The sequence below is a fragment of the Photobacterium ganghwense genome, assembly GCF_003025595.1.
GTDB lineage: Bacteria > Pseudomonadota > Gammaproteobacteria > Enterobacterales > Vibrionaceae > Photobacterium > Photobacterium ganghwense.
In genome coordinates, this window is the sequence record NZ_PYMI01000005.1 from 87310 (window position 1) to 109538 (window position 22229).

A 22229-nucleotide genomic window follows, 5' to 3' on the forward strand; every position below is an offset into this window, starting at 1 on the left:
TCTCTCTGTCGTTATCGATGATGTCTGGCCTTGCGTCGTACCCCGGCCAGAACCAGGCCAGCCAGCAGGCTGTACAGTCCGACACTGCCACCGGAGGAACCTGATGCCGCCGGTGTGGGCTCTTTACTTTCTTTTTTGTCCGCTTCCGGGCAGCGGAACGTGGTTACAGGTCCAATCCCCCAGCGGTGAATCTGGCCCTGGTGACCGGCAACCCGATCGGTCACCTCCAGCGTCCAGTTGCCGCTCAGCGGCTCGCCCAGCCAGTTCTCCAGCTCCGGGGTATTGGCCAGGGTGAAAAGCTGTTCATGCTGAGCAACAGGCTTGTGCTGATAATCCAACAGCGTGAGGCTGCGTCCCGACGGGGTTCGCACCACCACTTTCAGATCGGTAAACTGCGGGTGGGCGAGATCCAGATAAATCGCAAAGTGATCGTCAACCACGCTGCTTTCCCCTGGTACCGTCATCGGCACCGTCATGACAAAGAAATCTTCGCCCAGCAGTAACTTGTCGTTTTGCGCTGACAGCCGGGCATCGGTCAGAGGCCGATTAAGTGTCTGCAGCGGCAAGGCAAAGACAGGTTGCCCATAAATAAACGAGAGCTGCTGGTGCAGGTTTAGAGGTTGCTGATCGGCGTTTTTGCTGACCCTGATATCGGCGTCCAGCACCAGAGGGCTGCCGCACTGCAACCCGAAAGGCAGCGGGATATCCAGTGCCAGCGCCTCGCTCGCATCCGTCGGAATATGTTCCCGCTCAATCACCTGCCGCCAGCCAAGCGAAGGCAGCGACAACTCGGCGCGGTAGCTGACCAGTGGCTGCCCGCTGACGTTTGCCAGTGACACCGGCAACACCGCCGTGTGCCCCTCCTCGCTGCTCACTAGTGTGGAGCGCTGCGCGACAACCACGTCATCCTGCAGGATTTGGTGATACTGAAATTGCGCGATCAGCAAACGGGCGTAGGCTTTTTCCGGATACAGGCGGTTGGCAGCATCCACGGTCGATTGCGCCAGGTCATACATCTTCACGCCGTACCCCATGCCCGCCATTCCTTCGAGCACAATCCGGTTAAACTCATCGAATGCGGGTTCACCGTACTGCGCCACAGCTTGCTTCAGGGTCTGGAACAGCGGCGTTGACCACAGCTGATCGCTCAGCGTCCCCATTACCGAGACATGGGCTCGATAATCAAACGCCGGAAAATAACGGGCCTCCTGATCATTGAGTGAGCGCTGCGATTTGAGCACACCAGACAACCCGTCCCAGTTGGCAAACACATCCAGCTCAAACTTGTCAGCCCGATCGCGCTGGGCCCAGAAGCTGTAAGCACCGGCCCAGTAATCCCCGAATCCTTCGCCCATCCCGTCACTGTCACCGTCTTTCCAGTCCGGCACCAGCTGATGGTTGATCGCGTGGCCCAGCTCATGCAGCACAATATCCGCGTCTTCACTGTCCGGGATCCCGCCGATCCCCATCGTCAGGACGCCGATATCCGTCAGGTAGGTCGAGCTGTTGCCCGATTCCCCCTGAGCATCCACTTTCAGCGGTGCGCTAAACAGCGCCCTCTCCCCGCTAAAACCGAGCTGATTCAGATACTGCAGCGAGTGATCAAGATGAAAAAAAGCATTAACGTCACGAAATGCCGCTTGCTCACGGTTAAACAGGAAATCTTCATTCTCAGTGACCGAGATCAGCCCTTGCAGCGGCGTCTGCGCCTCGCTGGCTAGCTCCGTCAGGTCAACGGCCATCACCCGGCTGTTGGCAAGATACAGCCTGCCGTCCTGCCGGGTCACTTCGACCCCGTCAGCCTGATGGTAGGCGTGCGCCGGGATCGCGATCCCTTCCAGGTTGCCCTGGCTTTCCTCATCCGCAGAGCTGCTTGCTTGCGCTTCAAGGGCCTCACCGGTTGCAGTACGCGGATCCGGATCGAACACCCGCATTGAGGCCGTCACCGGCTCTCCGGTCGGCGGTGCCACCAGCTGATGTGCTCGTGGCGGCAACGGCAGATTCAGTTCACAGCCGTCCGGATCGTCAATCAGATTGTTGAAAATCCGGTACAGCTGCCCTTGTTGATCAGTGGTGACAACAAGGGCGCCAACGCATGGCTGATCGGCGCTGTTGTGCTGTACAAAGTTATAATGAGTCCCCAGCAGGCTGGTGCGGGTGTAGCGATGCACCAGGGTTTCCGTGTGGGGAAAACGGCGCTGTGCCAGACGCAGGGCATCTTCTGCATTGAGAATGACCGGCGTCTCTGTCGGGTAAATCAGGTGCGGTTGAGCGTCATTGGCCCAGGCCGGGTAACTGGCTGCAACGGCTGCCGCAAGGAAAAAGGTTCTCATCACGGCATCTCCTAGAAACTGTATCGGGCATTTACGTTGAAATAGCGCCCCGGTTCAGAGGAATAGAGCGTGTTGCTCTTGGCGAGACCGGCCACATCCTGGTATCGGGTATATTCATCGTCCAGCACGTTGTGCACGGTCAGGTTGACTCGCAAATCCGGCGTGAAGTGATACCCGACGCCCAGATCCATAGTCAGCCAGCCGGACGTGGTGGCGCACTCCTGTTCCACCTTAGCGCTGTCCTGACAGGTCGGTGTCCGGCTCATGGCGCCGGCATAATTCGCCCGCACGAATGCATTCAGCTTGTCGCTGTGATAATTCAGCTGGGTATTGCCTTCCAGAGGAGTCAGCGAACGGATCGGCTCACCGTTATCATCTTCCCCATCCACAATCCCCAGCTTGCTCACCAACTGATAGTGGTTGTTAAACCAGTAACCGGCCGTCAGCTCGGCACCATAGGTTTTCACTCCGTCCAGATTGACGTACTGCACCTGTGATGCTTTCAGTTCATCATCCCAGTTGACGGTCTTATGGCCGATGAAATCATCGAAACGGGAATAAAACACCGCGCCATACAACGACAGCGCACCGTCATCGTACTTCGCCCCCAGCTCAAGGTTATCGCTGGTTTCCGCCTTCAGATCAGCGTTAGGGATAATGACGAAGTTGTTCAGGCCACTGCTGAAATGCGGCACGTAACCGTAGGCTTTGTCATACGATGGCGCCCGGAAGCCATGGGTATAGCTCAGGTAGGTGTTGAAAGTGTCGGTCCACAGGTATCCGACTGACAGGCTTGGAGAGACCTCGCTGCTGGTCGCATCATGTAGCGAGAAACCACCGATATCCTTGGCATCCGTTGCCGTTACCCGTTGATAGTCAACGCGCAGACCGGGGGTAACACGCCACTGGCCCAGCTCGATCACGTCATGCAGATACGCACCGCCCCGCTGCGTCGTGGCTCCCGCAAATGGGCTGTACACTTTGGTATTGACGCCATTCGAGTCACTCACGGTCTTATTGATCGGGCGTTCATGCTCCAGCCACTCCAGCTCTACCCCCCATGCCAGATTGTGCCTGACCGCACCGGTCTCAAACTGCTTCTGCATCGTCGCCGAACTACCGTAAAGGGTATCGGTAAACTGACGGGAATCATTCAGACGACGTTTATACTCCAGATCTTGGTGGCTCTGGCGGCTCATTGCAACGTCCAGATCATCCCGACTCTCGGTCCGGCGGTAATAGATGTTGAAAGCCGCAGTATCCGCGAGCAGGCTGTCACCTTCCCATTCAGCGCCCATCCGACCTTCCACTGACCGTGTCACGGCTTCTTCGTGGAAAGACTTGGAATACCAGCCATTGCCGTCTTCCTGAACCGGCGGTATCCCTTCGTTACGGATCATCTCTTCGCGGAACACGTTGATCTTTCCGGTCAGCAGCCAGGCATCCGTCATGAACCATTCGCTGGTCAACGCCGCGCTGTACCCCTCGATATCACGCAGGTACAGATCCTCAGCAAAATTTTTGGTTTCATTGCCGTTCCAGTAACTGACCCGCGCCAGGTGCTCCGTGTCGCCCAGACGCTTGGCTGCCGTGACCGTGGTGGTGTACTTGTCGCTGATCCCGGCAAAACCGGCCTCAGCACTGAGGTAACCGTCCTCTTTGCCCAGATAGTCCTGCGGTGATTTGGACGTCAGGACAACCACACCGCCGATCGCGCCCGAGCCGTACAAAGATGAGCCCGCCCCTTTGACCACTTCCACCTGCCGGATATCGCCCAGATCGAAACTGTTGCGACCGGCGACATCGTTAATGTCATTTGCGCCATAGCCGTCGGCGACCCGCACACCGTCTTTCACCACCGCAATCCGGTTCCCCGTCATACCGCGGATCACGATGTTCTGCGGTCGGCCGGCTCCCCCGGTTACGCTCACTCCCGGCTCATTGCTGAGCGCGTCATACAGCTCAGTGGCGCCTTCCCGCTCAATGTCCTGACTGGTCAGCACAGCGACTGACCCCTGTGTTTGTGACAGCGGCTGCTCAATTTTATTGGCGGTAACGATCACAGGGGCGATCTCAACAACGTCCCCGGCGGCGATAACCGGGCCTGACAAGCCAAAAATCGACATCAGAGCCAGAGGGACAGGCTTCAACTGCATGGTGGTTCTCCAGGTGAATTCAATATCGTGGATAAACAGAAAAATGGGACAAAACAGCCCCCTCCGGCTGCCAGGGCAGCCAGATAAGCAAATAAAGGGATAAACGTGTTTTACTGCGCGTGTGGCGCGGCTTTTGCCGCCTGACGGATCAAAAAGGCATACTCCCGCGCCTGCTGTCCGGCCGCCTTACGGCTGTCCTGCTGGTGCCCGCCCTGCATGTTGGTACTCAGCAGATAATGCGCTTTCGTCAGGCTCAGCTCGCGAACTCTGGCGACCCATCTGGCCGCTTCCCAGTACGGCACCTGACTGTCATACAGCCCGGCACTGACCAGCATCGGCGGATACGCCTGCGGCTGAATGTTGTCGAGCGGGCTGTACGCCTGCATGGCACGGCGTTGCTCAGGATCGGCCGGGTTGCCCCACTCGGCGTATTCCTGTCGGGTCAGCGGCAAAGCCGGATCCGACATGGTCGCGACTACGTCCAAGAAAGGCACCTGGAGTACCGCTGCACGGAACAGCGCCGGAGCCTGGTTCAATGCGGCCGCCACCAGTGTGCCACCGGCACTGCCGCCGATTGCCAGAACCGGACGTTGCCGACCAGTCTGGTAATGCCGTAGTGTCTGGGCCACCGCGCGAAAATCATCAATGCCATTCTGTTTGAGGGTGCCACGCCCCTGCCGATACCACTCTTCCCCAAGATAACCACCGCCTCGTACATGAGCGATGGCATAAACCATACCGCGATCCAGCAGGCTAAGAATCTGTGGCATAAAATATGGCCGCATCGGCGTTCCGTAAGCGCCGTACCCGTACAACACGACTGCGGAGGTCGGTGTGAGGGCATCCGCCCGATAAACCAGCGAGACAGGCACGGCGACACCATCATGGTGCACCACGATCTGCTCACTGCGATACAGACGGGGATCAAGCCCGGCATAATGGTCTTCGGCTTCGAGACGCAGTTGCAGCGCCGACTCTCCCGGAACCACTGGCCGCGACACACTGGCCAGATCCAGCGTCAGCCATTGCGCGGGCTGAGACAGCGACATACGACGGATCCACACTTTGGTATCGTGCGGGGTTTTGCTGCCTGACACCCAAGCCACGCCGCCTTCCGGCGTTATGCGCTGCCGGAAACACGCCCGCCCCTGATAATCCAGCAGCACCACATCATGGTGTTGCTGCACGGCTGTCTCGATCACAATGTGCTGAGGGTAGAGATACCAATTGCGGATCTCTTCACCGACCGCGGGCTGCCAGATAAGCTGCCAGTCCTGGGCGGTCGGTCCGGCCGACTCTTCATCTCCGTCATTCCTGTTGAGGGTGACTGATTCCAGCTTGCGCTGATACAAGGCAAACTCGCCGTGCAAGTTACTCGACAGGTACATGCGACCGTGGCGCACATCTGCGTAGTATTCCATCCCGGCCTGACGCGGACGCAGCGGCGTACCACGGTGGCCAGTAGTCAGATCCAACAGAAACTGTTCGCTGGCGTTATGACTGTTGCTTTGAATGATCGCCAAACCGGTGTCGCTAGTGCGGTATAGCGACACCAGCCAGGCAGGATCCGGCTCACGATACACTTCCTGCTGTTGCTTTGCCCCCAGATCCCAGCGCATCACACGGTAAGGCCGGTAGGTCTCACGCTCGTTTGCGATCCAATATAAAGACCGGCTGTCACTGGCCCAGACCAGATCCGTCGCCGCTTGCTGTAGCGGTGTGTCGATCATCCGTGCAGTATGGGTATCCAGCAGCGTGATCCTGTGGTGACGATCGCCGCGCCGGTCCTCAGCCAATGCCACATAACGATGGTCCGGACTGACCGACCAGTTGCCAAGCTGGTAATACGCCGATGTAGCCGCACGTTGCGCCAGATCCACCAGAATTTGTGGCGCCTGCGCGGAACCCGCCTCCCGGCGCACAATCGCATGCCCCGCCTCCAGGCGGTATTCAAAACGGCCTTGTAGGCTCCACGGCTGCTCCGCAGGCTGTTTAGTTCTGGCTTGCCATTCGGTCAGCAACGTCTGCTCCAGACTCGCCTGCTCCAGCAAAACCTGCTCGGTATGCCTGTTCTCCTGCTCCAGAAAATGACGCACCGCCAGCGACTGGCGGCTGTCATCACGCAGCCACTGGTAGGTGGGGTCTGCTGGCCCGCCTTTCAGGGGTATTGTGCCTGTCGTATCCGTCACAACGCGAACATCAGAATCTGCGGCCTTTACCTGCACGCAGCCGACAATGATCAGCATTCCAATCAATGTCCGCATTCCGGTTTTCATTTTCACCACCACACCACCACACCACTTGGCTATGGCCATGCTCATGACCATGGCAACGCACCGCAACCAACCCCGGCATTCAGCAAACAAAGCGCTCAATTCCATCGCGATTGCGTTCGAACTCGCCAGAGACAAAAACCAAACGCCGCAAAAATCCAGTCTTAAATGAGACTTAGGCGTTCATTTAACACAGCACTATCCGGCCAGAGAAGAAAAGGCAGAGCAAAATTCTACCCGTAAAGTGGCCGCAATCATGCGACCAAATGAAAATGAGATCAATTATCAATATCATCAACCTAATTGTGATAACGACATTTTGTGATGTTGATCACGCAACAAGGTGAACATCCCTTTACCACATGGCTAAAAAACACACGAAAACATCCGAAGGCGCATCTCATTTCCGGTGAGGCAGATGAAAACATTCATTTCCGGCCTAGAAGCCGACCGCAAACCCTGTCCCTTCTCATTGCAAGCACACACATATTGAGCGACATCCACACAGTGACACCTTGCCCTCACACCTTGAGCAACTACAACGGAGATCGTCATGCGCAAACTCAATTCTCTCGGGCTGGCCAGTACCGCAGGCCTGCTCGCGCTCAGCATTGCCCCACAAGCCTTTAGCCACGGTTACATGGAATATCCCCCGGCCCGTCAGCACGTCTGCCATTTGGACGGCGGATACTGGGGAGCCAGTGACGGTTCCCAGATCCCAAATGCTGCCTGCCGCGCGGCTTTTATTCAGTCGGGCTGGTATCCCTTCGTCCAGCAGCCGGAGTTCGCCCGTCTGGTCTCTGACTATCAGAATCAGGCCGCCGTCGAACTGGCCATTCCTGACGGCAGCCTGTGTTCAGCCGCCGACAAGAAAAAAGCCGGGATGGACATTCCCTCCCCTGACTGGCAAAAAACCCCGATAACCCTCGACACTCATGGTCAGCTGACCCTTCGCTACCGTGCAGAAACCCCACACAACCCCAGTTTCTGGCAGTTTTACCTCACCAAGCCAGGCTTTGACGCTGCCAGCCAGCCACTGACCTGGGCCGATCTGACGCTGGTCGATCAGGCCGGTGATGTCCCGGTGACCACGATCAACGGCCTGAAATACTATGAAATCACCATTACCCTGCCGACAGACCGTCTGGGCGATGCCGTGCTTTATTCCCGCTGGCAGCGCCATGACCCAGCCGGTGAAGGCTTCTATAACTGCAGTGATATCTCATTTGGTGAAGGGCCTGCCCAGCCGGAAGTGCCCGCACCAATCTGGACATCAGCCGGTCCGCTGTTGAAAGCCACCACCGATGCCAGTGCCGGTGATACCGTGTGGTTCCGCATCTTCAATGCCCAAGGCCAAGAGCAACTCTTTGAAAAAATGGCAATTACAGTGGCTAATCAGGATGAAGCAGTGTGGGCAGCCGCTCTGGCAGACATCGTTAATCGCCACGCCAGTGACAGTGGCCGGATCGGACGCGAGGGCACAGACCGCACGATCGCCTTTGATCCTGCCGATCTGTATGCCAATCAGGTGTACCTCCAGCAGTCCGGTTACACCTTCCGGCTGGAGGTGAAGGCTGAAGAGCCGATCCCGCCAACACTGCCGGGTGAGACAACGACCTGGGAAGCCAGCCGTGTCTACAATACCGGTGACAGCGTGGTGTATGAGGGGGTGACATATGTGGCCAAATGGTGGACCAAAGGCGAACATCCCGGTCAGTCAGCCGTGTGGGAAGCCCAACACAACGACAGCATCCCGGCGTGGCAGACCGGTCAAGCCTATCAGGCAGGTACCATCGTGACCTTTTCCGGCCAGTCCTATAAAGCCAGATGGTGGACGCAGGGGGATCAGCCCACCTCAGGCGGCCCATGGCAACAACAATAAGCCTCCCGCCCGGCACTGCCGGGCGGTGTTTTTTGAGCTAACTTTAATGACATCCCCTGGTCACGTTTCAAGGATGACGAATGATTACACTCTATGGCTATCCCCGTACTCGCTCACTACGTGTTTCCTGGCTACTGGAAGAACTGGGTGTCGACTGGCAGTACCATCTGGTTGACTTTAATAAAAGCGAGCACCGCTCCAGCCAGTTTCTGGCACTCAACCCGCAGGGGAAAGTCCCCTGTCTGATTGACGGCGATACCGTGGTCACGGAATCGGCCGCCATTTGCTTTTACCTGGCCGAGCGTTATGGCCATCACTGGCTGCCAGAGCCCGGCACGGCTGAGTCTGCCACTCACCATGAATGGACCAGCTTTATCATTACCGAACTGGAGCAGCCACTGTGGTCCATGGGAAAACACCGTTTTGCCCTGCCGGAATCGATCCGCCTGCCGGAAATGCTCCCCGTCGCCAGCTGGGAATTCAAGAAAGCCCTGCAAACGGCCGAGGCACGAATCCCGGAGCAGGGGTACTTGTTTGGCCATTTCCCTACCGTCGCCGATATTCTGTTGGCACACACCCTCAACTGGGCCGTCAAATTTGATCAGAAACTGCCTTTGAAGCTGGAAAAATACCGCCAGTATGTCAGCCGACGTCCTGCTCTTTCCCGGGCGCTTGAGCGGGAAACCCGCGCCCTTGGTAACACCTGAAACGGCAAGAATTGCGTATCACAGAGCACCGTCCTGACGGCGAAAAGTTTAAAAACACAGCAATCAGAACAAAAAAAGCCATTTTGGTTTGGATTTCAGAAAAAACCATTGACGCACAGCGGCAAAAACTATTTAATGCGCCCCGTTGCCTCGATAGCTCAGTCGGTAGAGCAGAGGATTGAAAATCCTCGTGTCGGTGGTTCGATTCCGCCTCGAGGCACCATGAATTTTGATTGTGGTGCTCTGGTAGCAACATAACGTAAAAAGTTGATTCCCCCTTAGTTCAGTCGGTAGAACGGCGGACTGTTAATCCGTATGTCGCTGGTTCAAGTCCAGCAGGGGGAGCCAAATTTCCAATCAGGTTTACCCTGATGGACAAAAAATAACGTGTGCCGACTTAGCTCAGTAGGTAGAGCAACTGACTTGTAATCAGTAGGTCACCAGTTCGATTCCGGTAGTCGGCACCATTATTTGCAAAGTAAAGCAACGCTTTACTTTTGCCTCGATAGCTCAGTCGGTAGAGCAGAGGATTGAAAATCCTCGTGTCGGTGGTTCGATTCCGCCTCGAGGCACCATATTTCATCAGATGCGTGATTATCGCGTCCGATAGCAAACAATTCCCCCTTAGTTCAGTCGGTAGAACGGCGGACTGTTAATCCGTATGTCGCTGGTTCAAGTCCAGCAGGGGGAGCCAAATTTCCACTCAGGTTAATCCTGATGGACAAGAAATAACGTGTGCCGACTTAGCTCAGTAGGTAGAGCAACTGACTTGTAATCAGTAGGTCACCAGTTCGATTCCGGTAGTCGGCACCATTATTTGCAAAGTAAAGCAATGCTTTACTTTTGCCTCGATAGCTCAGTCGGTAGAGCAGAGGATTGAAAATCCTCGTGTCGGTGGTTCGATTCCGCCTCGAGGCACCATATTTCATCAGATGCGTGATTATTGCGTCCGATAGCAAACAATTCCCCCTTAGTTCAGTCGGTAGAACGGCGGACTGTTAATCCGTATGTCGCTGGTTCAAGTCCAGCAGGGGGAGCCACTTTCAGTTTAAGCTTCACCGCTTAATCTCGAATAATAAGAATAAATTGCCGACTTAGCTCAGTAGGTAGAGCAACTGACTTGTAATCAGTAGGTCACCAGTTCGATTCCGGTAGTCGGCACCATCTTTGAAACCTCATCACATGATGAGGTTTTTTTTCGCCTGTTGTTCACTACTCTCCGCCTTTCATATTGGGTGTTTACTCAATTATGGTTACAATAAAAAGCCTCTATTACCAGTCAGTTACTTAACCGGCCGGTACTTTTTCCCAGACCACCGCCATGCACTGTGTCTGGATTTGTGTTTCAGGTCTTGGACGACCTCATGAGTAAGAATAAAAACAACAGGTTGAGCTGACATATGGCCAGTATCAAACTTTCAGTAGAGCGCTTAACCGAAGGTCTATATGTTAAGCTCCCCTTGCAATGGACAGACCATCCTTTTCTGCTGAATCACTTCAAAATCAAAGACCAACAGCAGATTCGCCTGATCCGGAATCTGGGTATCCGCTATGTCTATCTGATCCCGGAAAAAAGTGACAATCCGCCTCTGGAACCGGAAACCGAACAGGAAGTCATCAGCTCACAGGAAAGCAAGTTTCTCGAACAACAGGCCGAAAAGCTCTGGCAAGAGAAACAGGGACGCATCGCCCGGCTGAAGAATTACAAACGCAAGCTGCAACGTTGCGAGAAAAACTTCAATCGCTCCATGGCGCAGCTGCGCTCGATCACCGGCAAAATCAAAAGCCGCCCGGTCACCGCAATTCGCGAAGCTGAAATGCTGGTAGAGGAAATGGTCGATGCCTTGCTGGAGTCCGACAACGTGGCACTGCACCTGATGAATGAAGGCAAGGAGAACGAGGATATCTACTGCCATTCACTGAACGTGGCCGTTCTGTCGATGATGCTGGCACGTTCGTGTGGCATGGCGCACGAAGATATCAAAACCATTGCCATGGGTGCGCTATTCCACGACATGGGTAAACTGAAAATTCCGACGGCAATCCTGCGCAAAACCACGCCATTGACCGAGCCGGAAGAAAACTATCTGCGGATGCACACCCGCTACAGCACCGATCTGGCCAACCTGACTGCAGACTTTCCGGAAGACGCTAAATCGATTCTTGCTCAGCATCATGAACTGCTGGACGGCAGTGGTTATCCCAAGCAGTTGCAAGGCGATCAGATTACGCCGATGGCGCAGCTGGTCGCCGTGGTGAACGCGTATGACAATCTTTGCCACCCGCAGGACCCGGCCCGAGCCAGAATTCCGTACAGCGCCCTCTCCTACTTGTTTAAACACAAGAAAGAGGCGTACAACAATGACTATCTGGCTTTGCTGATCCGCCTACTTGGCGTTTATCCTCCCGGCAGCGTGGTACAGTTGTCGAATCAGCAGCTGGGGCTGGTGATTTCCGTGAACACGGACAGCCTGCTGTACCCCAATGTGCTGCTGTACGATCCGACCGTTCCATCCAATGAAGCCCCGATTATTGAGCTGGAAGGCAGTGATCTGCGGATTGAGCAGGCAATCGCCCCGAACAAACTGCCGGAAAAGATCTATACCTACCTCAACCCGCGGGTGCGAATTTCCTATTATTTCGACCCGGACGACTGATCGTTACCGCATGGATAAAAAAATCCCCCGGTAACCGGGGGATTTCGAAGTGGGAACGAGTAAGCGAATCCCTTTTCTGCAGGATCCTTTTACTTCAGGATCCTTTTGCTGCAGTCTGCTTTTGCAGTCGGGTACTCGACAAAGCGCTACCAGCTGAACATGTCTTTAATCCAGCCAGCCGGTTGCTTCCGGTCACAGTATGCTTTCACCGAACCGTCCTTGTCCCACATCGGCAAAGAGTGCTTGCCGCCACAGTCGCGCACCAGTGTGCCATTTGGCAGCTGATTAAACTTGGCTGTTGTCAGCTTCTGCGGCCAGGCCAGACGCAGCGGCTCAGGCTGACGCCGTTGCAGGTAGTCACTGTACAGACGCAGGGCACCGGCCGAGCCAGTCAGGTTGACCGGTTTGTTATCATCGCGTCCCATCCACACCGTCACCACTTCCCGTCCGTCGATCCCGACATACCAGCTGTCACGCGCCTTGTCTGTCGTCCCGGTCTTACCGGCCAGGGCCGCCCAGCCAAACTGCGGCTGAAGGAATCGTGCGGTACCTTGTGACACAACATTCTTCATGCCATACGTCGTCAGCCACGCTGCCTGCTCCGGCACCGCCTGACGCGCTTTGGGAATCGCCCGGTACAGGACGCTGCCATTGAGATCCACCACACTGCGCAGCGCAGTCAGCTCAGCACGGCGACCGCCACTGGCAACCGACTGGTACATCTGGGTCACTTCCAGCGGCGACAGAGTGAACGCGCCCAGCAGAATCGACGGCAGACGGGGAATTTCATCCCGCTTGACGCCCAGCTCGACCATGGTATCGATCACTTCATCCAGTCCGACCTTCATCCCGAGATTGACCGTCGGCACATTGAGCGACTTGGCCAGAGCGTAATAAAGCGGCACTTCCCCCCGGAAGCGGCGGTCATAATTGCGCGGCTTCCACTGGTTACCATTGCTGCCCTTGAGGGCAATCGGCTTGTCATCAATCGTGGTCGCCAGTGAGAACTTTTCCGGATGGCGTAACGCCGCAAGGTAAACTGCCGGTTTCACCAGCGAGCCAATCTGACGGCTGGCATCCAGTGCCCGGTTAAATCCGGCATAACCCGGTCGGCTGCCACCAATCATGGCACGGATTTCCCCGCTGTGGCGATCAGCTGCCACCAGAGCCGTCTCAACACTGAGTCCGGCCTTCTTGCTTAGCTGCGGCACCATGCTGAGCACTGACTGTTCCGCTTCCTGCTGAGACAGTGGATCCAGGGTACTGAATACCCGCAGCCCCACGCCCGGGGTAAATTTATCACCGACCTTATCCTGCAGTTCACGTTGCAACTGCTGGAAATACGCTGGCTGGCGACTGGAAATCATCGGCCTGTCCTGCACATCAAGCGGACGGGAAGCGGCCTGTTCATACTGAGCGCCGTCGAGGATCCCATTGTCCATCATCAGGCGCAGAACCAGATCCCGGCGCTGGCGGGCCCGCTCCGGATTACGCCACGGGTTGTAATAAGACGGCCCTTTTGCCATCGCCACCAGCAGTGCCTGCTGATCGATACGCAACTCCTGCAGCGGACGGCCAAAGTACAAGCGTGCCCCAAGCGCAAATCCGTGCACTTCCTGTGAGCCGTTCTGGCCTAGGTAGATTTCATTCAGGTACGCTTCGAGGATACGATCTTTGCTGTAGCGGTAATCGATAATCACCGCGATATAGGCCTCACTGAGCTTACGCCACAAGGTTCGCTCACGGGTCAGGAAGATATTCTTAGCCAACTGCTGAGTCAGGGTACTGCCACCCTGCACGGTCCGGCCGGCACGCAGGTTCACCGCCATAGCACGGATGATCGCCAGCGGAGAAACGCCGTCGTGGTGATAAAAGTCGCGATCTTCTGTTACCAGCAGGGCATCCACCAGCACTTCCGGGAACTGCTCGCGCGGCATGAACATCCGCTGTTCTGCTTCATTGGTCCCGAGCATTCCCAGCATTTTCGGCTCGATCCGCAGAAAGCCCAGCGCACGCTTGGTCTCGGCTTCTTCGATCTGCTTGAGCTCGTTGCCGTCAAAAGTCAGCATGATGTGACGCGCCCCTTCCGGGCCGTCATCAAACTCAAACGGGCGGCGGATCAGTTCAATCCGGGTAGACGACGATGAGTACTCGCCGATTCGCTGCGGTGTTCGCACCTTATGGTACTGCAACAAATCCAGCTCGCGCCGCACTTCATTGAGCGAAATCGCCTGGCCCGGCTGCAGGTCCAGCACCCGCCCGTAGACTACGGCAGGCAGGTTCCAGAGCTGGCCCTCGAACTTATCGCGGACAATGGTATCGAGATAAATCCCGACCACTACCAGCACGGCGAGGACCGCAATCGCAACTTTGACCCCAAACGCCAGCAGCCATTTCAGCCAGGACGGCAAGCCCGATCCCGGTGATTTCTTGGTGCTTTTGCGCTTCCGCGTAGTCTTCGTCGGGCGCTTTTTCGCCGTGGTCGACTTGCGGCGAACAGGGGCTTTTTTCCCGTCCCCTCTTTTCCCGTCCCCTTTGCCCGATTCGGGTTTCTGGGAAGCTGGTGCCGCTTGGCGGACAGGCAACATTTTCATCATTATTATCTTATCTACATGTATTTTTTAGTTTTACGAGTCGGGGCGTGATTCGCAGGATCATCCGGCCACGGATGCTTCGGATAGCGCCCTTTCATCTCTTTCTGTACTTCCCGGTAGGATCCCTGCCAGAATGCGGCCAGATCCCGGGTAATCTGTAACGGACGTTGGGCCGGAGAAAGCAATTCCAGCACCAGCGCCACTTTCCCGTTGGCGATCAGCGGAGAGCTTTTTTCCCCGAACATTTCCTGCAGTTTGACTGCCAGTACCGGGTGTTGGCCCTGCTGGTAACGAATGGCGTAGCGCGAGCCGGTCGGTACCTGGTAATGGGTCGGCAATGCCGCATCCAGCGCCTGCGCCTTGTCCCAGCCCAGCCGGGCCTCCAAGGCCGCCAGCACATCCAGCTTTTCCAGCGCTTTCAGGCTTGTCATACCGTTCATATACGGCAGCAGCCAGTCCGCGGCATCAGCCAGCAGGCTGTCGTCATCCATGGCCGGCAGCGCCAGCTCCGGCAGCCATTCCGCGGCACAACGCGCCCGTTCAAGCAGGTTGACTGCTTTATCAGACCACGGTAGCACCGCCAGTCCTTTTCGGACCACGGCATTGAGCAGCGCTTCGCTGGCTTTGGCCGGATCCGGCTCGCCCATCAGCTGACGGGACAAGACCAGCTTGCCGCAACACAGTTGCTTCTCCGCCGTCAGCCGACCTTTCCGATCATCCCAGTCCAGCCATTCCCGCTCAGCGAACAGGTGCGGTAAGGCATCCCGCAGGGCATGCAGCTCCGCCGCTACCGCTGAAAAAATCCGGCTGTCTCCCTGTCGGGTCTTCACGATATCGGCAACCACCAGCAGCTCATTGTCCGCCAGCGGTTCATCCGGCAGGAGCATCGCCCCTTGCCCGTTTGCCAGCTGGTAGCGGCTGTCACGTCCTCTGGAAAGCGCAATGCGATCCGGAAAACCGGCCGCCATCAGCGGTGCCAGCCATGTTCCGGCCGCCAGTAACGGCACATTTTGCGCCCCCAGTTTAGCGAGATGCTGCCGGGCACGCTGCAGGTAAGCCTGGCTGCGTGGTAACTTGCCGTTTTCCATCAGGTTGAGCTGAAAATGCAGATCCGGATTATCCATCCCCCGCGGCGGGTCTTCCAGCAACGCGACCAGCATCGCCGCTGTCGCCATCGCCTCGTGCCCCTGATCCCGCGCCATCACCAATATCGCCGCATGGCGCGGATCCGCGCCCAGCGCCTGAATGGCCTGGCCGGTGTCCGTCAGCTGTCCTCGCTCATCCAGCGCTCCCAGCAGGGTCAGCAGGCGGCGGCTTTGCTGCAACGCGGGATCCGGCGGTACATCGAGCCAACGCAGCTCGGTCGCAGACTGGCATCCCCACTGTGCCAGCTCCATGGCCAGTGCAGTCAGGTCAGCCCGCAAAATTTCCGGCTGAGGTGTCGCAGGCTGCCGTGCCAACAGCTCTTCGCTGTAAAGACGCAGGCAGATCCCCGGCTCCAGACGACCGGCCCGCCCCGCCCGCTGCTCGGCCGATGAACGGGCAATACGAACCGACTCCAACCGACAGATGCCGGTTTTCGGATCCCAGCGAGCAATCCGCTCCAGCCCGGCATCCACCACCAGCCGGATCCCTTCGATGGTCAAGCTGGTCTCCGCGATATTGGTGGCCAGCACCACTTTACGCTTGCCCGGCGGGGCCGGGCTGATGGCCTGCTGCTGCTGTGCCGGTGACAGCTGACCGTATAAAGGACACAGCTCCACCTCCTCCACACTCCCGGCCTGAATCGCTAGCGAATGCGCTAATTGTTCGGTCAGACGACGGATTTCCCCGGCGCCGGGCAGGAAAACCAGCATCGAACCCGGCTCTTGGGCCAGTAAACGCAGAATGGCTTTGGCTGCCTCATCCAGCCAGTGGCTGTTGTCTGTCAGGCGCTGATAGCGATAGGCCACCGGAAAACAGCGGCCAGCCGATTCAAGGTAACCGGCAGCAGGCAGCAGGCTGCACAGTGCCGCTTCATCAAGGGTCGCCGACATCACCAGCAGTTTAAGATCGTCACGCAACGCTTCCTGCACTTCCAGCGCCAGTGCCAGCGCGGTATCAGCATGAATGCTGCGCTCATGGAATTCATCGAAAATCAGCAGATCGATGCCGTCCAGTTCCGGATCCTGCTGCAGCATCCGGGTCATCACCCCTTCTGTCACAATTTCCAGCCGGGTCTGCCGACTGATCAGCGTTTCTCCGCGTACCCGCAGCCCGATGGTCTCGCCGACCTTTTCCCCCAGCTGTCTGGCCAGGTACGTCGCAATGTTGCGGGCCGCCAGGCGGCGAGGTTCAAGCATCACAATCCGCCCTGGCACCACCTTTTGTTGCAGCAGCACCAGCGGCAGGCGGGTTGATTTACCCGCCCCCGGCGGGGCTTTGAGGATCAGTTGAGAGCTGGAACCCAGCTTATCCAGCAGCGGAGTCAGCACTTCATCGATAGGCAGCTGTGACAATGGAAACACCTTGTGTCATATTCAATTTACGCTGAGCTATTGTACATGACTGCTATGAAAGAGAAAAAACAGCGCCTGTTTTTTGCCCTTGGCCTGCGTCACGACACCGCCGATTTCCACCGCCTCTGCCAATTGGTGAGCCAGTGTCGGCACTATGGCCGCACCGTGCCACCCGAGAATCTCCACGTGACTCTGGCTTTTTTGGGCAACGTCACCGCTAACCAACGGGATCAGCTGCTGGACGCTGCCGCTCACCTGCCGACCGTCGCGCCTTTTTCCATCGGGTTTGATCAACTCGGTTACTGGAAGCGCAGCAAGGTGATCTGGCTGGCGCCGGAAACGCCCCCTCCGGACTTGCCGCTGCTGGCCACCCTGCTGCGCGATATGGCTCTCGGATGCGGGATTCCACAGGAAGAACGGCCCTACCGCCCCCACCTGACACTGGCCAAATCGGTTCCGGTCAGACCAGCGCCTTTTCCGGCAATCTCGCCGCTGCACTTTCACTTTGCTCACTTTGGCCTGTATATTTCCCAGTCTGTCAGCCAGCCTGGCCGCCAGGGGGTTGTGTACCGCTGCCTTCGGCAATGGCCGCTGTCCCCATAGCTTTACAGAGTCTCTGAGTTGAGTGCCTGAACTGAATCCCAGATCTGAGCCCCAGAGTAGAGCCAGGGCCCCGAACCACCCAACACAACACGACAAAGGACACCGCATGAAGTTTTCCCCGGCGCTGCAACCCGCCACGCTGATTAAGCGCTATAAGCGCTTTCTGGCCGATATTGAATTGCCTGACGGGTCAGTCACCACCATTCATTGCGCCAACACCGGGGCCATGACCGGCTGCGCCGAGCCGGGCAACCGCGTCTGGTACTCCACCTCGGATAATCCCAAGCGCAAGTACCCTTGCAGCTGGGAACTCAGTGAAACCGCAGCCGGCCACACCATCTGCGTCAATACCGCGCAGGCTAACCGATTAGTGGTTGAGGCGATAAACAAGGGGATCGTCACAGAATTGACCGGTTATTCCTCACTTCGCACCGAAGTCAAGTATGGTAGCGAAAACAGCAGGATAGACGTGCTTCTTCAGGACGAAAGTAAGCCCGACTGCTACATTGAAGTAAAAAGCGTGACCCTGCTGCAGGATGGTCGAGGCTATTTTCCGGATGCCGTCACAACTCGGGGACAAAAACACCTGAGAGAGCTCAAGGAAATAGCAGAAAGCGGAAAGCGTGCCATACTTTTTTTCGCAATTTTGCATTCAGGGATTGAAAATGTTTCGGCGGCGCACCATATAGACCCGGACTATTTTTCATTAATCCGGGAAGCAGAAAGGGCAGGCGTAGAGATCCTGTGTTACAAAGCGGTATTGACCCAGGAAGAGCTCTATCTGGGCCACTGCATAAAATTCAATCGCTAGTTTTCCCAAAGTGATGCTTTCTTCACATTGGTATAAAATTGAATATATGCAGCAATTGCCACTCCACACCCTTTCTGCTATAGATACCGCCCCAAATTAACCAGTGACGGTTAATGTAGGTATATTAGGAGATGCTATATGCCAGAGAGCAAAGTTAAAAAATCGCTGGGCATCCTGGCTATTGCTGGGGTTGAGCCTTACCAGGAAAAAGCTGGCGAAGAATATATGGGTGAAGCGCAACTGGCTCACTTCCGTAAAATTCTTGAAGCTTGGCGCAACCAGCTACGCGAAGAAGTTGGCCGCACCGTAAACCACATGCAGGATGAAGCAGCAAACTTCCCAGATCCTGTTGACCGTGCAGCCCAGGAAGAAGAGTTTAGCCTGGAGCTTCGTAACCGCGACCGCGAGCGTAAGCTGATCAAAAAGATCGAAAAAACGCTGCAACGCATCGAAGACGATGACTTTGGTTTTTGTGATTCTTGTGGTGTTGAGATCGGCATCCGTCGCCTGGAAGCTCGCCCAACAGCAGAACTTTGCATCGACTGCAAGACACTGGCAGAAATCAAAGAAAAACAGATGGCAGGCTAATCCCCTGAACCACACCATTCTACCGAAGAGGGAGCAGACGCTCCCTCTTTCATTTCACTGATTTGCTTATGAGTACACTCGAACATTACATTGGCCGCTTTGCGCCCTCACCATCCGGTCCGCTGCATTTCGGTTCACTGATTGCCGCGCTCGGCAGCTACCTGCAGGCCCGCTCTCACCAGGGCACCTGGCTGGTCAGGATGGAAGATGTCGATCCGCCGCGCGAAATGCCCGGTGCCGCAGACGATATTCTACGTACGCTCGATGCCTACGGCCTGCACTGGGACGGTGAGGTGATGTACCAGAGTACCCGCTATGCGGCCTATCAGCACTGGATTGATACCTGGCTGGCCGACGGGCAGGCCTATTACTGCCAGTGTAGCCGTAAGCAAATTAAAGAAGCCGGTGGTTTTTACCCCGGCACCTGCCGTGATAAACGGCTGCCGGCTCAGGATAGCGCAGTGAGGATCCGGGTTGATCAACCGGTCACCTCCTTTACCGACCAGCTCCATGGCACCATGTCCATCCCTCAGGCACTGGCAGAGGAAGATTTTATTATCCGCCGCCGCGACGGGTTGTACGCCTATAACCTGGCTGTGGTACTGGATGATATTGAGCAGGGCGTAACGGAAATTGTCCGTGGCGCAGATCTGATAGAGCCGACCGGCCGCCAAATTGGTCTGTACCGCCTGCTGGGGCAACCGGAAGTCCGCTACCTGCACCTGCCGCTGGCGGTAACTGATAACGGCAACAAGCTGTCAAAACAGAATCACGCGCCAGCGATCGACAAGGCCGCCCCTAAACCGGCCCTGCTCGCCGCGATGCGTTTTCTCGGCCTGCAGCCGCCGGCCGATCTGGCCGCCTGCTCGCTGGACGAGATTCTGCGCTGGGGAACACAACACTGGCAGGTCGAACAGCTCCCCCGCACCACGGCGATCACTCTGCGTCACGAAGCGGGCATCCCGTAGTGCTCGCTCCGGAAGTTACCACCGCCCGGCGGGCCATCTCTCCGGCCACTAGGTCTGCTTCTTTCATCCGGGCCGAGAAATCCGGAGCGGCGCTGCAGAACTGAGCACAAACCAGGATTCAACCAGCCTGAATGTTAACCGACATCAGCCCTGTCTGCGGGTAAAACAGACGAAACAGGCCATAGGATTCTAAAATTCCTTGCCGTGATATATCATAAGCGGCCGTTTATCGAATCCGAACCACATAAATGAGGTGTATTATCTTTAATCGAGTCGCCAGCTTTTGCCGTAAGGTATTGAATCGCGATAGTAGTACGCTCGACACCGAGGAACTCGCTTTGCAAGTTTATCAGCGCCAAGAGCACGGTATTTCACGTAAAGATATCAGCGAAAATGCGCTGAAAGTCCTTTACCGCCTAAACAAAGCCGGTTACGACGCGTATCTGGTGGGAGGCGGGGTTCGCGATCTCCTGTTAGGAAAACAACCCAAAGATTTTGACATTGCCACCAATGCCACTCCGGAAGAAATCAAGCAGCTGTTTCGTAACTGCCGCCTGATTGGCCGTCGTTTTCGTCTGGCCCACATCCTGTTTGGCCGCGATGTCATTGAAGTCGCCACATTCCGGGGCCACCACGCTGACACCCAGCCGCTGAACGACAAGAAGCAGATCTCGGCGCAAAGCCAGGAAGGCATGCTGCTGCGTGATAACGTCTACGGCACCATCGAGGAAGACGCCGAGCGTCGTGACTTCACCATCAACGCCCTGTATTACAATATTCAGGACTTCACCGTAGCAGACTATGCCCACGGTGTTGAAGATCTCGACAATCGCGTGATCCGTCTGATTGGTGACCCAGAAACCCGTTACCGCGAAGACCCGGTACGGATGCTGCGTGCCGTACGTTTCGCTGCCAAGCTGGATATGACCATCGAGCCGGAAACCGCCAAGCCGATCAAGCTGCTGGCAAGCCTGCTCCAGGATATTCCGGCGGCCCGCCTGTTTGAAGAAAGCCTCAAGCTGCTTCAGTCCGGCAATGGTCTGGCAACTTATAAGCTGCTGCGTCAGTACAACCTGTTCCAGCAACTCTTTCCGTTGCTGGCGGAGCACTTTACCGAAGACGAGAGCAGCCTGACCGAGAAAATGCTTGAGCATATTCTGGCAGCAACCGACGCCCGAATCGAGGAAGGCAAGCGGGTCAACCCAGCCTTCATGTACGCAGCTATGCTATGGTACCCGGCCATGACCCGTGCCGAGGAAATTGCATTTGCTAGCGGCCTGGGCTACTACGACGCCTTCATGGTGGCGGCCAACGATATTCTTGACGAGCAGGTGAAAAACATCGCGATTCCGCGTCGTTTCACCACCACGATCCGGGATATCTGGCAGCAACAGATGCGCTTAAGCCGCCGCACTGGCAAACGTGCGTTCAAGATGATGGAACATCCGAAATTCCGCGCGGCTTTCGACTTCCTGGAAATGCGAGGGCATTTCGAAGGACCGGAAGTGACCGAACTGGCCCAATGGTGGGACGAGTTCCAACAGGGCGATCGCAACCAACGCAACAAGATGGTGCAGATCATCAACGATGGCGGAAGTGCAACGACCCGCCGTCGCCGTCGTCGTCCGGTGCGCCGTAAGAAACCACAGGCCAAATCGTCATGATCCGCGCCTACATTGCCATTGGCAGCAACCTGGCTGATCCCATCAGCCAGGCTCGCCGTGCGATTGATGCCCTGCAACAGCATCCGGATCTGACGGTGGTGGCGGTTTCGTCCCTGTACAGCAGCACCCCGATGGGCCCGCAGGATCAACCGGATTACATCAATGCCGTGGTCGCTGTAGACACCGAACTGGCGCCGCTGGCACTGCTGGACTGTACGCAGGCCATCGAGCAGGAACATGGCCGGGTCCGTAAAGCCGAGCGCTGGGGACCCCGCACGCTGGATCTCGACATCATACTGTATGGCGATCTGATCCATCAGTGTGAACGCCTGACCGTGCCTCACTATGGCATGAAGGTGCGTGAGTTTGTCTTATACCCACTTGCAGAAATTGCGCCTGAACTGATTTTGCCCGATCACACCCGCCTGCAATCCTTGCTGGCTCAGGTCGATCGCAACGGTTTGACCGTTTGGTCTGACTGATCCCGACGTTCAG

14 protein-coding genes and 9 tRNA genes are annotated in these 22229 nt (G+C 56.6%); 18 read left to right on the forward strand and 5 right to left on the reverse strand.

Translation table 11 applies throughout. The features are described 5' to 3' along the window. Window positions 1-11: 11 nt before the first annotated feature. The 3 genes from C9I92_RS18330 to C9I92_RS18340 form a co-directional block, all read right to left on the reverse strand. Window positions 12-2333, reverse strand: a complete 2322-nt coding sequence (locus C9I92_RS18330) for a proprotein convertase P-domain-containing protein (protein ID WP_047887873.1) — start codon at window positions 2331-2333, stop codon at window positions 12-14. Window positions 2334-2344: 11 nt separating this feature from the next. Further along, window positions 2345-4489, reverse strand: coding sequence for a TonB-dependent hemoglobin/transferrin/lactoferrin family receptor (locus tag C9I92_RS18335; RefSeq protein ID WP_047887872.1), 2145 nt, complete (start codon window positions 4487-4489; stop codon window positions 2345-2347). A 110-nt stretch (window positions 4490-4599) separates the two neighbouring features. Beyond that, window positions 4600-6804, reverse strand: coding sequence for a prolyl oligopeptidase family serine peptidase (locus C9I92_RS18340; RefSeq protein ID WP_053061961.1), 2205 nt, complete (start codon window positions 6802-6804; stop codon window positions 4600-4602). Window positions 6805-7315: 511 nt separating this feature from the next. Here C9I92_RS18340 and C9I92_RS18345 point away from each other — a divergent pair. The 12 genes from C9I92_RS18345 (at window position 7316) to C9I92_RS18400 (ending at window position 12008) form a co-directional block, all read left to right on the forward strand. After that, the gene (locus C9I92_RS18345) at window positions 7316-8644 is read left to right on the forward strand and encodes a lytic polysaccharide monooxygenase (protein WP_047887871.1); all 1329 of its coding nucleotides are present in this window, start codon (window positions 7316-7318) and stop codon (window positions 8642-8644) included. A gap of 80 nt (window positions 8645-8724) precedes the next feature. Beyond that, window positions 8725-9351, forward strand: a complete 627-nt coding sequence (locus C9I92_RS18350) for a glutathione S-transferase family protein (protein WP_047887870.1) — start codon at window positions 8725-8727, stop codon at window positions 9349-9351. Between the two features lie 147 nt (window positions 9352-9498). Next, a tRNA-Phe gene (locus tag C9I92_RS18355) sits at window positions 9499-9574 on the forward strand. Between the two features lie 49 nt (window positions 9575-9623). Further along, window positions 9624-9699: transfer RNA gene (locus C9I92_RS18360), tRNA-Asn, on the forward strand. A 43-nt stretch (window positions 9700-9742) separates the two neighbouring features. Further along, a tRNA-Thr gene (locus tag C9I92_RS18365) sits at window positions 9743-9818 on the forward strand. A 32-nt stretch (window positions 9819-9850) separates the two neighbouring features. Then, window positions 9851-9926, forward strand: a tRNA-Phe gene (locus C9I92_RS18370). 43 nt (window positions 9927-9969) lie between these two features. Beyond that, window positions 9970-10045: transfer RNA gene (locus tag C9I92_RS18375), tRNA-Asn, on the forward strand. Between the two features lie 43 nt (window positions 10046-10088). Next, window positions 10089-10164 (forward strand) — tRNA-Thr (locus C9I92_RS18380). A gap of 32 nt (window positions 10165-10196) precedes the next feature. Then, window positions 10197-10272: transfer RNA gene (locus C9I92_RS18385), tRNA-Phe, on the forward strand. A 43-nt stretch (window positions 10273-10315) separates the two neighbouring features. Beyond that, window positions 10316-10391, forward strand: a tRNA-Asn gene (locus C9I92_RS18390). 48 nt (window positions 10392-10439) lie between these two features. Continuing rightward, window positions 10440-10515, forward strand: a tRNA-Thr gene (locus C9I92_RS18395). A 236-nt stretch (window positions 10516-10751) separates the two neighbouring features. Beyond that, a complete protein-coding gene (locus tag C9I92_RS18400; RefSeq protein ID WP_047886911.1) occupies window positions 10752-12008 on the forward strand; it encodes a cyclic di-GMP phosphodiesterase in 1257 nt (418 codons plus the stop codon). Between the two features lie 146 nt (window positions 12009-12154). Here C9I92_RS18400 and mrcB read toward each other — a convergent pair whose 3' ends face one another. Together mrcB and hrpB are read right to left on the reverse strand one after the other, a co-directional pair. Next, window positions 12155-14605 carry a penicillin-binding protein 1B gene (gene mrcB, locus C9I92_RS18405; protein ID WP_248827394.1) on the reverse strand — a complete coding sequence of 817 codons (2451 nt, stop codon included), beginning with the start codon at window positions 14603-14605 and terminating at the stop codon, window positions 12155-12157. A gap of 11 nt (window positions 14606-14616) precedes the next feature. Then, window positions 14617-17100 (reverse strand): ATP-dependent helicase HrpB, encoded by a 2484-nt coding sequence (gene hrpB, locus C9I92_RS18410; protein WP_047886913.1) that lies wholly within the window; start codon window positions 17098-17100, stop codon window positions 14617-14619. A 12-nt stretch (window positions 17101-17112) separates the two neighbouring features. Here hrpB and thpR point away from each other — a divergent pair, with 12 nt between their 5' ends. From thpR to folK, 6 genes are all read left to right on the forward strand, one after another. Further along, window positions 17113-17703, forward strand: a complete 591-nt coding sequence (gene thpR, locus C9I92_RS18415; protein ID WP_053061923.1) for an RNA 2',3'-cyclic phosphodiesterase — start codon at window positions 17113-17115, stop codon at window positions 17701-17703. 106 nt (window positions 17704-17809) lie between these two features. Beyond that, window positions 17810-18514, forward strand: a complete 705-nt coding sequence (sfsA, locus tag C9I92_RS18420) for a DNA/RNA nuclease SfsA (RefSeq protein ID WP_047886914.1) — start codon at window positions 17810-17812, stop codon at window positions 18512-18514. A 138-nt stretch (window positions 18515-18652) separates the two neighbouring features. Continuing rightward, window positions 18653-19102 (forward strand): RNA polymerase-binding protein DksA, encoded by a 450-nt coding sequence (gene dksA, locus C9I92_RS18425; protein ID WP_047886915.1) that lies wholly within the window; start codon window positions 18653-18655, stop codon window positions 19100-19102. A 68-nt stretch (window positions 19103-19170) separates the two neighbouring features. Next, on the forward strand, window positions 19171-20070 hold the full coding sequence (gene gluQRS, locus C9I92_RS18430) for a tRNA glutamyl-Q(34) synthetase GluQRS (RefSeq protein ID WP_047886916.1): 900 nt from the start codon (window positions 19171-19173) through the stop codon (window positions 20068-20070). 248 nt (window positions 20071-20318) lie between these two features. After that, window positions 20319-21734: a polynucleotide adenylyltransferase PcnB gene (gene pcnB, locus C9I92_RS18435; protein ID WP_084712673.1), complete on the forward strand. Its 1416-nt coding sequence runs from the start codon at window positions 20319-20321 to the stop codon at window positions 21732-21734. Then, entirely contained in the window at window positions 21731-22216 is a 486-nt protein-coding gene (gene folK / locus C9I92_RS18440; protein ID WP_047886918.1) for a 2-amino-4-hydroxy-6-hydroxymethyldihydropteridine diphosphokinase, read from the forward strand. The genes pcnB and folK overlap by 4 nt, the downstream gene beginning before the upstream one ends. Window positions 22217-22229: the final 13 nt, after the last annotated feature.

Coding starts and splice junctions, on each gene's coding strand:
- gluQRS (WP_047886916.1), top strand. CDS start 19,171: ATGAGTACACTCGAACATTACATTGGCCGCTTTGCGCCCTCACCATCC.
- C9I92_RS18340 (WP_053061961.1), bottom strand. CDS start 6,804: ATGGCCATAGCCAAGTGGTGTGGTGGTGTGGTGGTGAAAATGAAAACC.
- sfsA (WP_047886914.1), top strand. CDS start 17,810: ATGAAGTTTTCCCCGGCGCTGCAACCCGCCACGCTGATTAAGCGCTAT.
- C9I92_RS18335 (WP_047887872.1), bottom strand. CDS start 4,489: ATGCAGTTGAAGCCTGTCCCTCTGGCTCTGATGTCGATTTTTGGCTTG.
- mrcB (WP_248827394.1), bottom strand. CDS start 14,605: ATGATGAAAATGTTGCCTGTCCGCCAAGCGGCACCAGCTTCCCAGAAA.
- C9I92_RS18350 (WP_047887870.1), top strand. CDS start 8,725: ATGATTACACTCTATGGCTATCCCCGTACTCGCTCACTACGTGTTTCC.
- C9I92_RS18400 (WP_047886911.1), top strand. CDS start 10,752: ATGGCCAGTATCAAACTTTCAGTAGAGCGCTTAACCGAAGGTCTATAT.
- pcnB (WP_084712673.1), top strand. CDS start 20,319: ATGAGGTGTATTATCTTTAATCGAGTCGCCAGCTTTTGCCGTAAGGTA.
- dksA (WP_047886915.1), top strand. CDS start 18,653: ATGCCAGAGAGCAAAGTTAAAAAATCGCTGGGCATCCTGGCTATTGCT.
- C9I92_RS18345 (WP_047887871.1), top strand. CDS start 7,316: ATGCGCAAACTCAATTCTCTCGGGCTGGCCAGTACCGCAGGCCTGCTC.
- folK (WP_047886918.1), top strand. CDS start 21,731: ATGATCCGCGCCTACATTGCCATTGGCAGCAACCTGGCTGATCCCATC.
- C9I92_RS18330 (WP_047887873.1), bottom strand. CDS start 2,333: ATGAGAACCTTTTTCCTTGCGGCAGCCGTTGCAGCCAGTTACCCGGCC.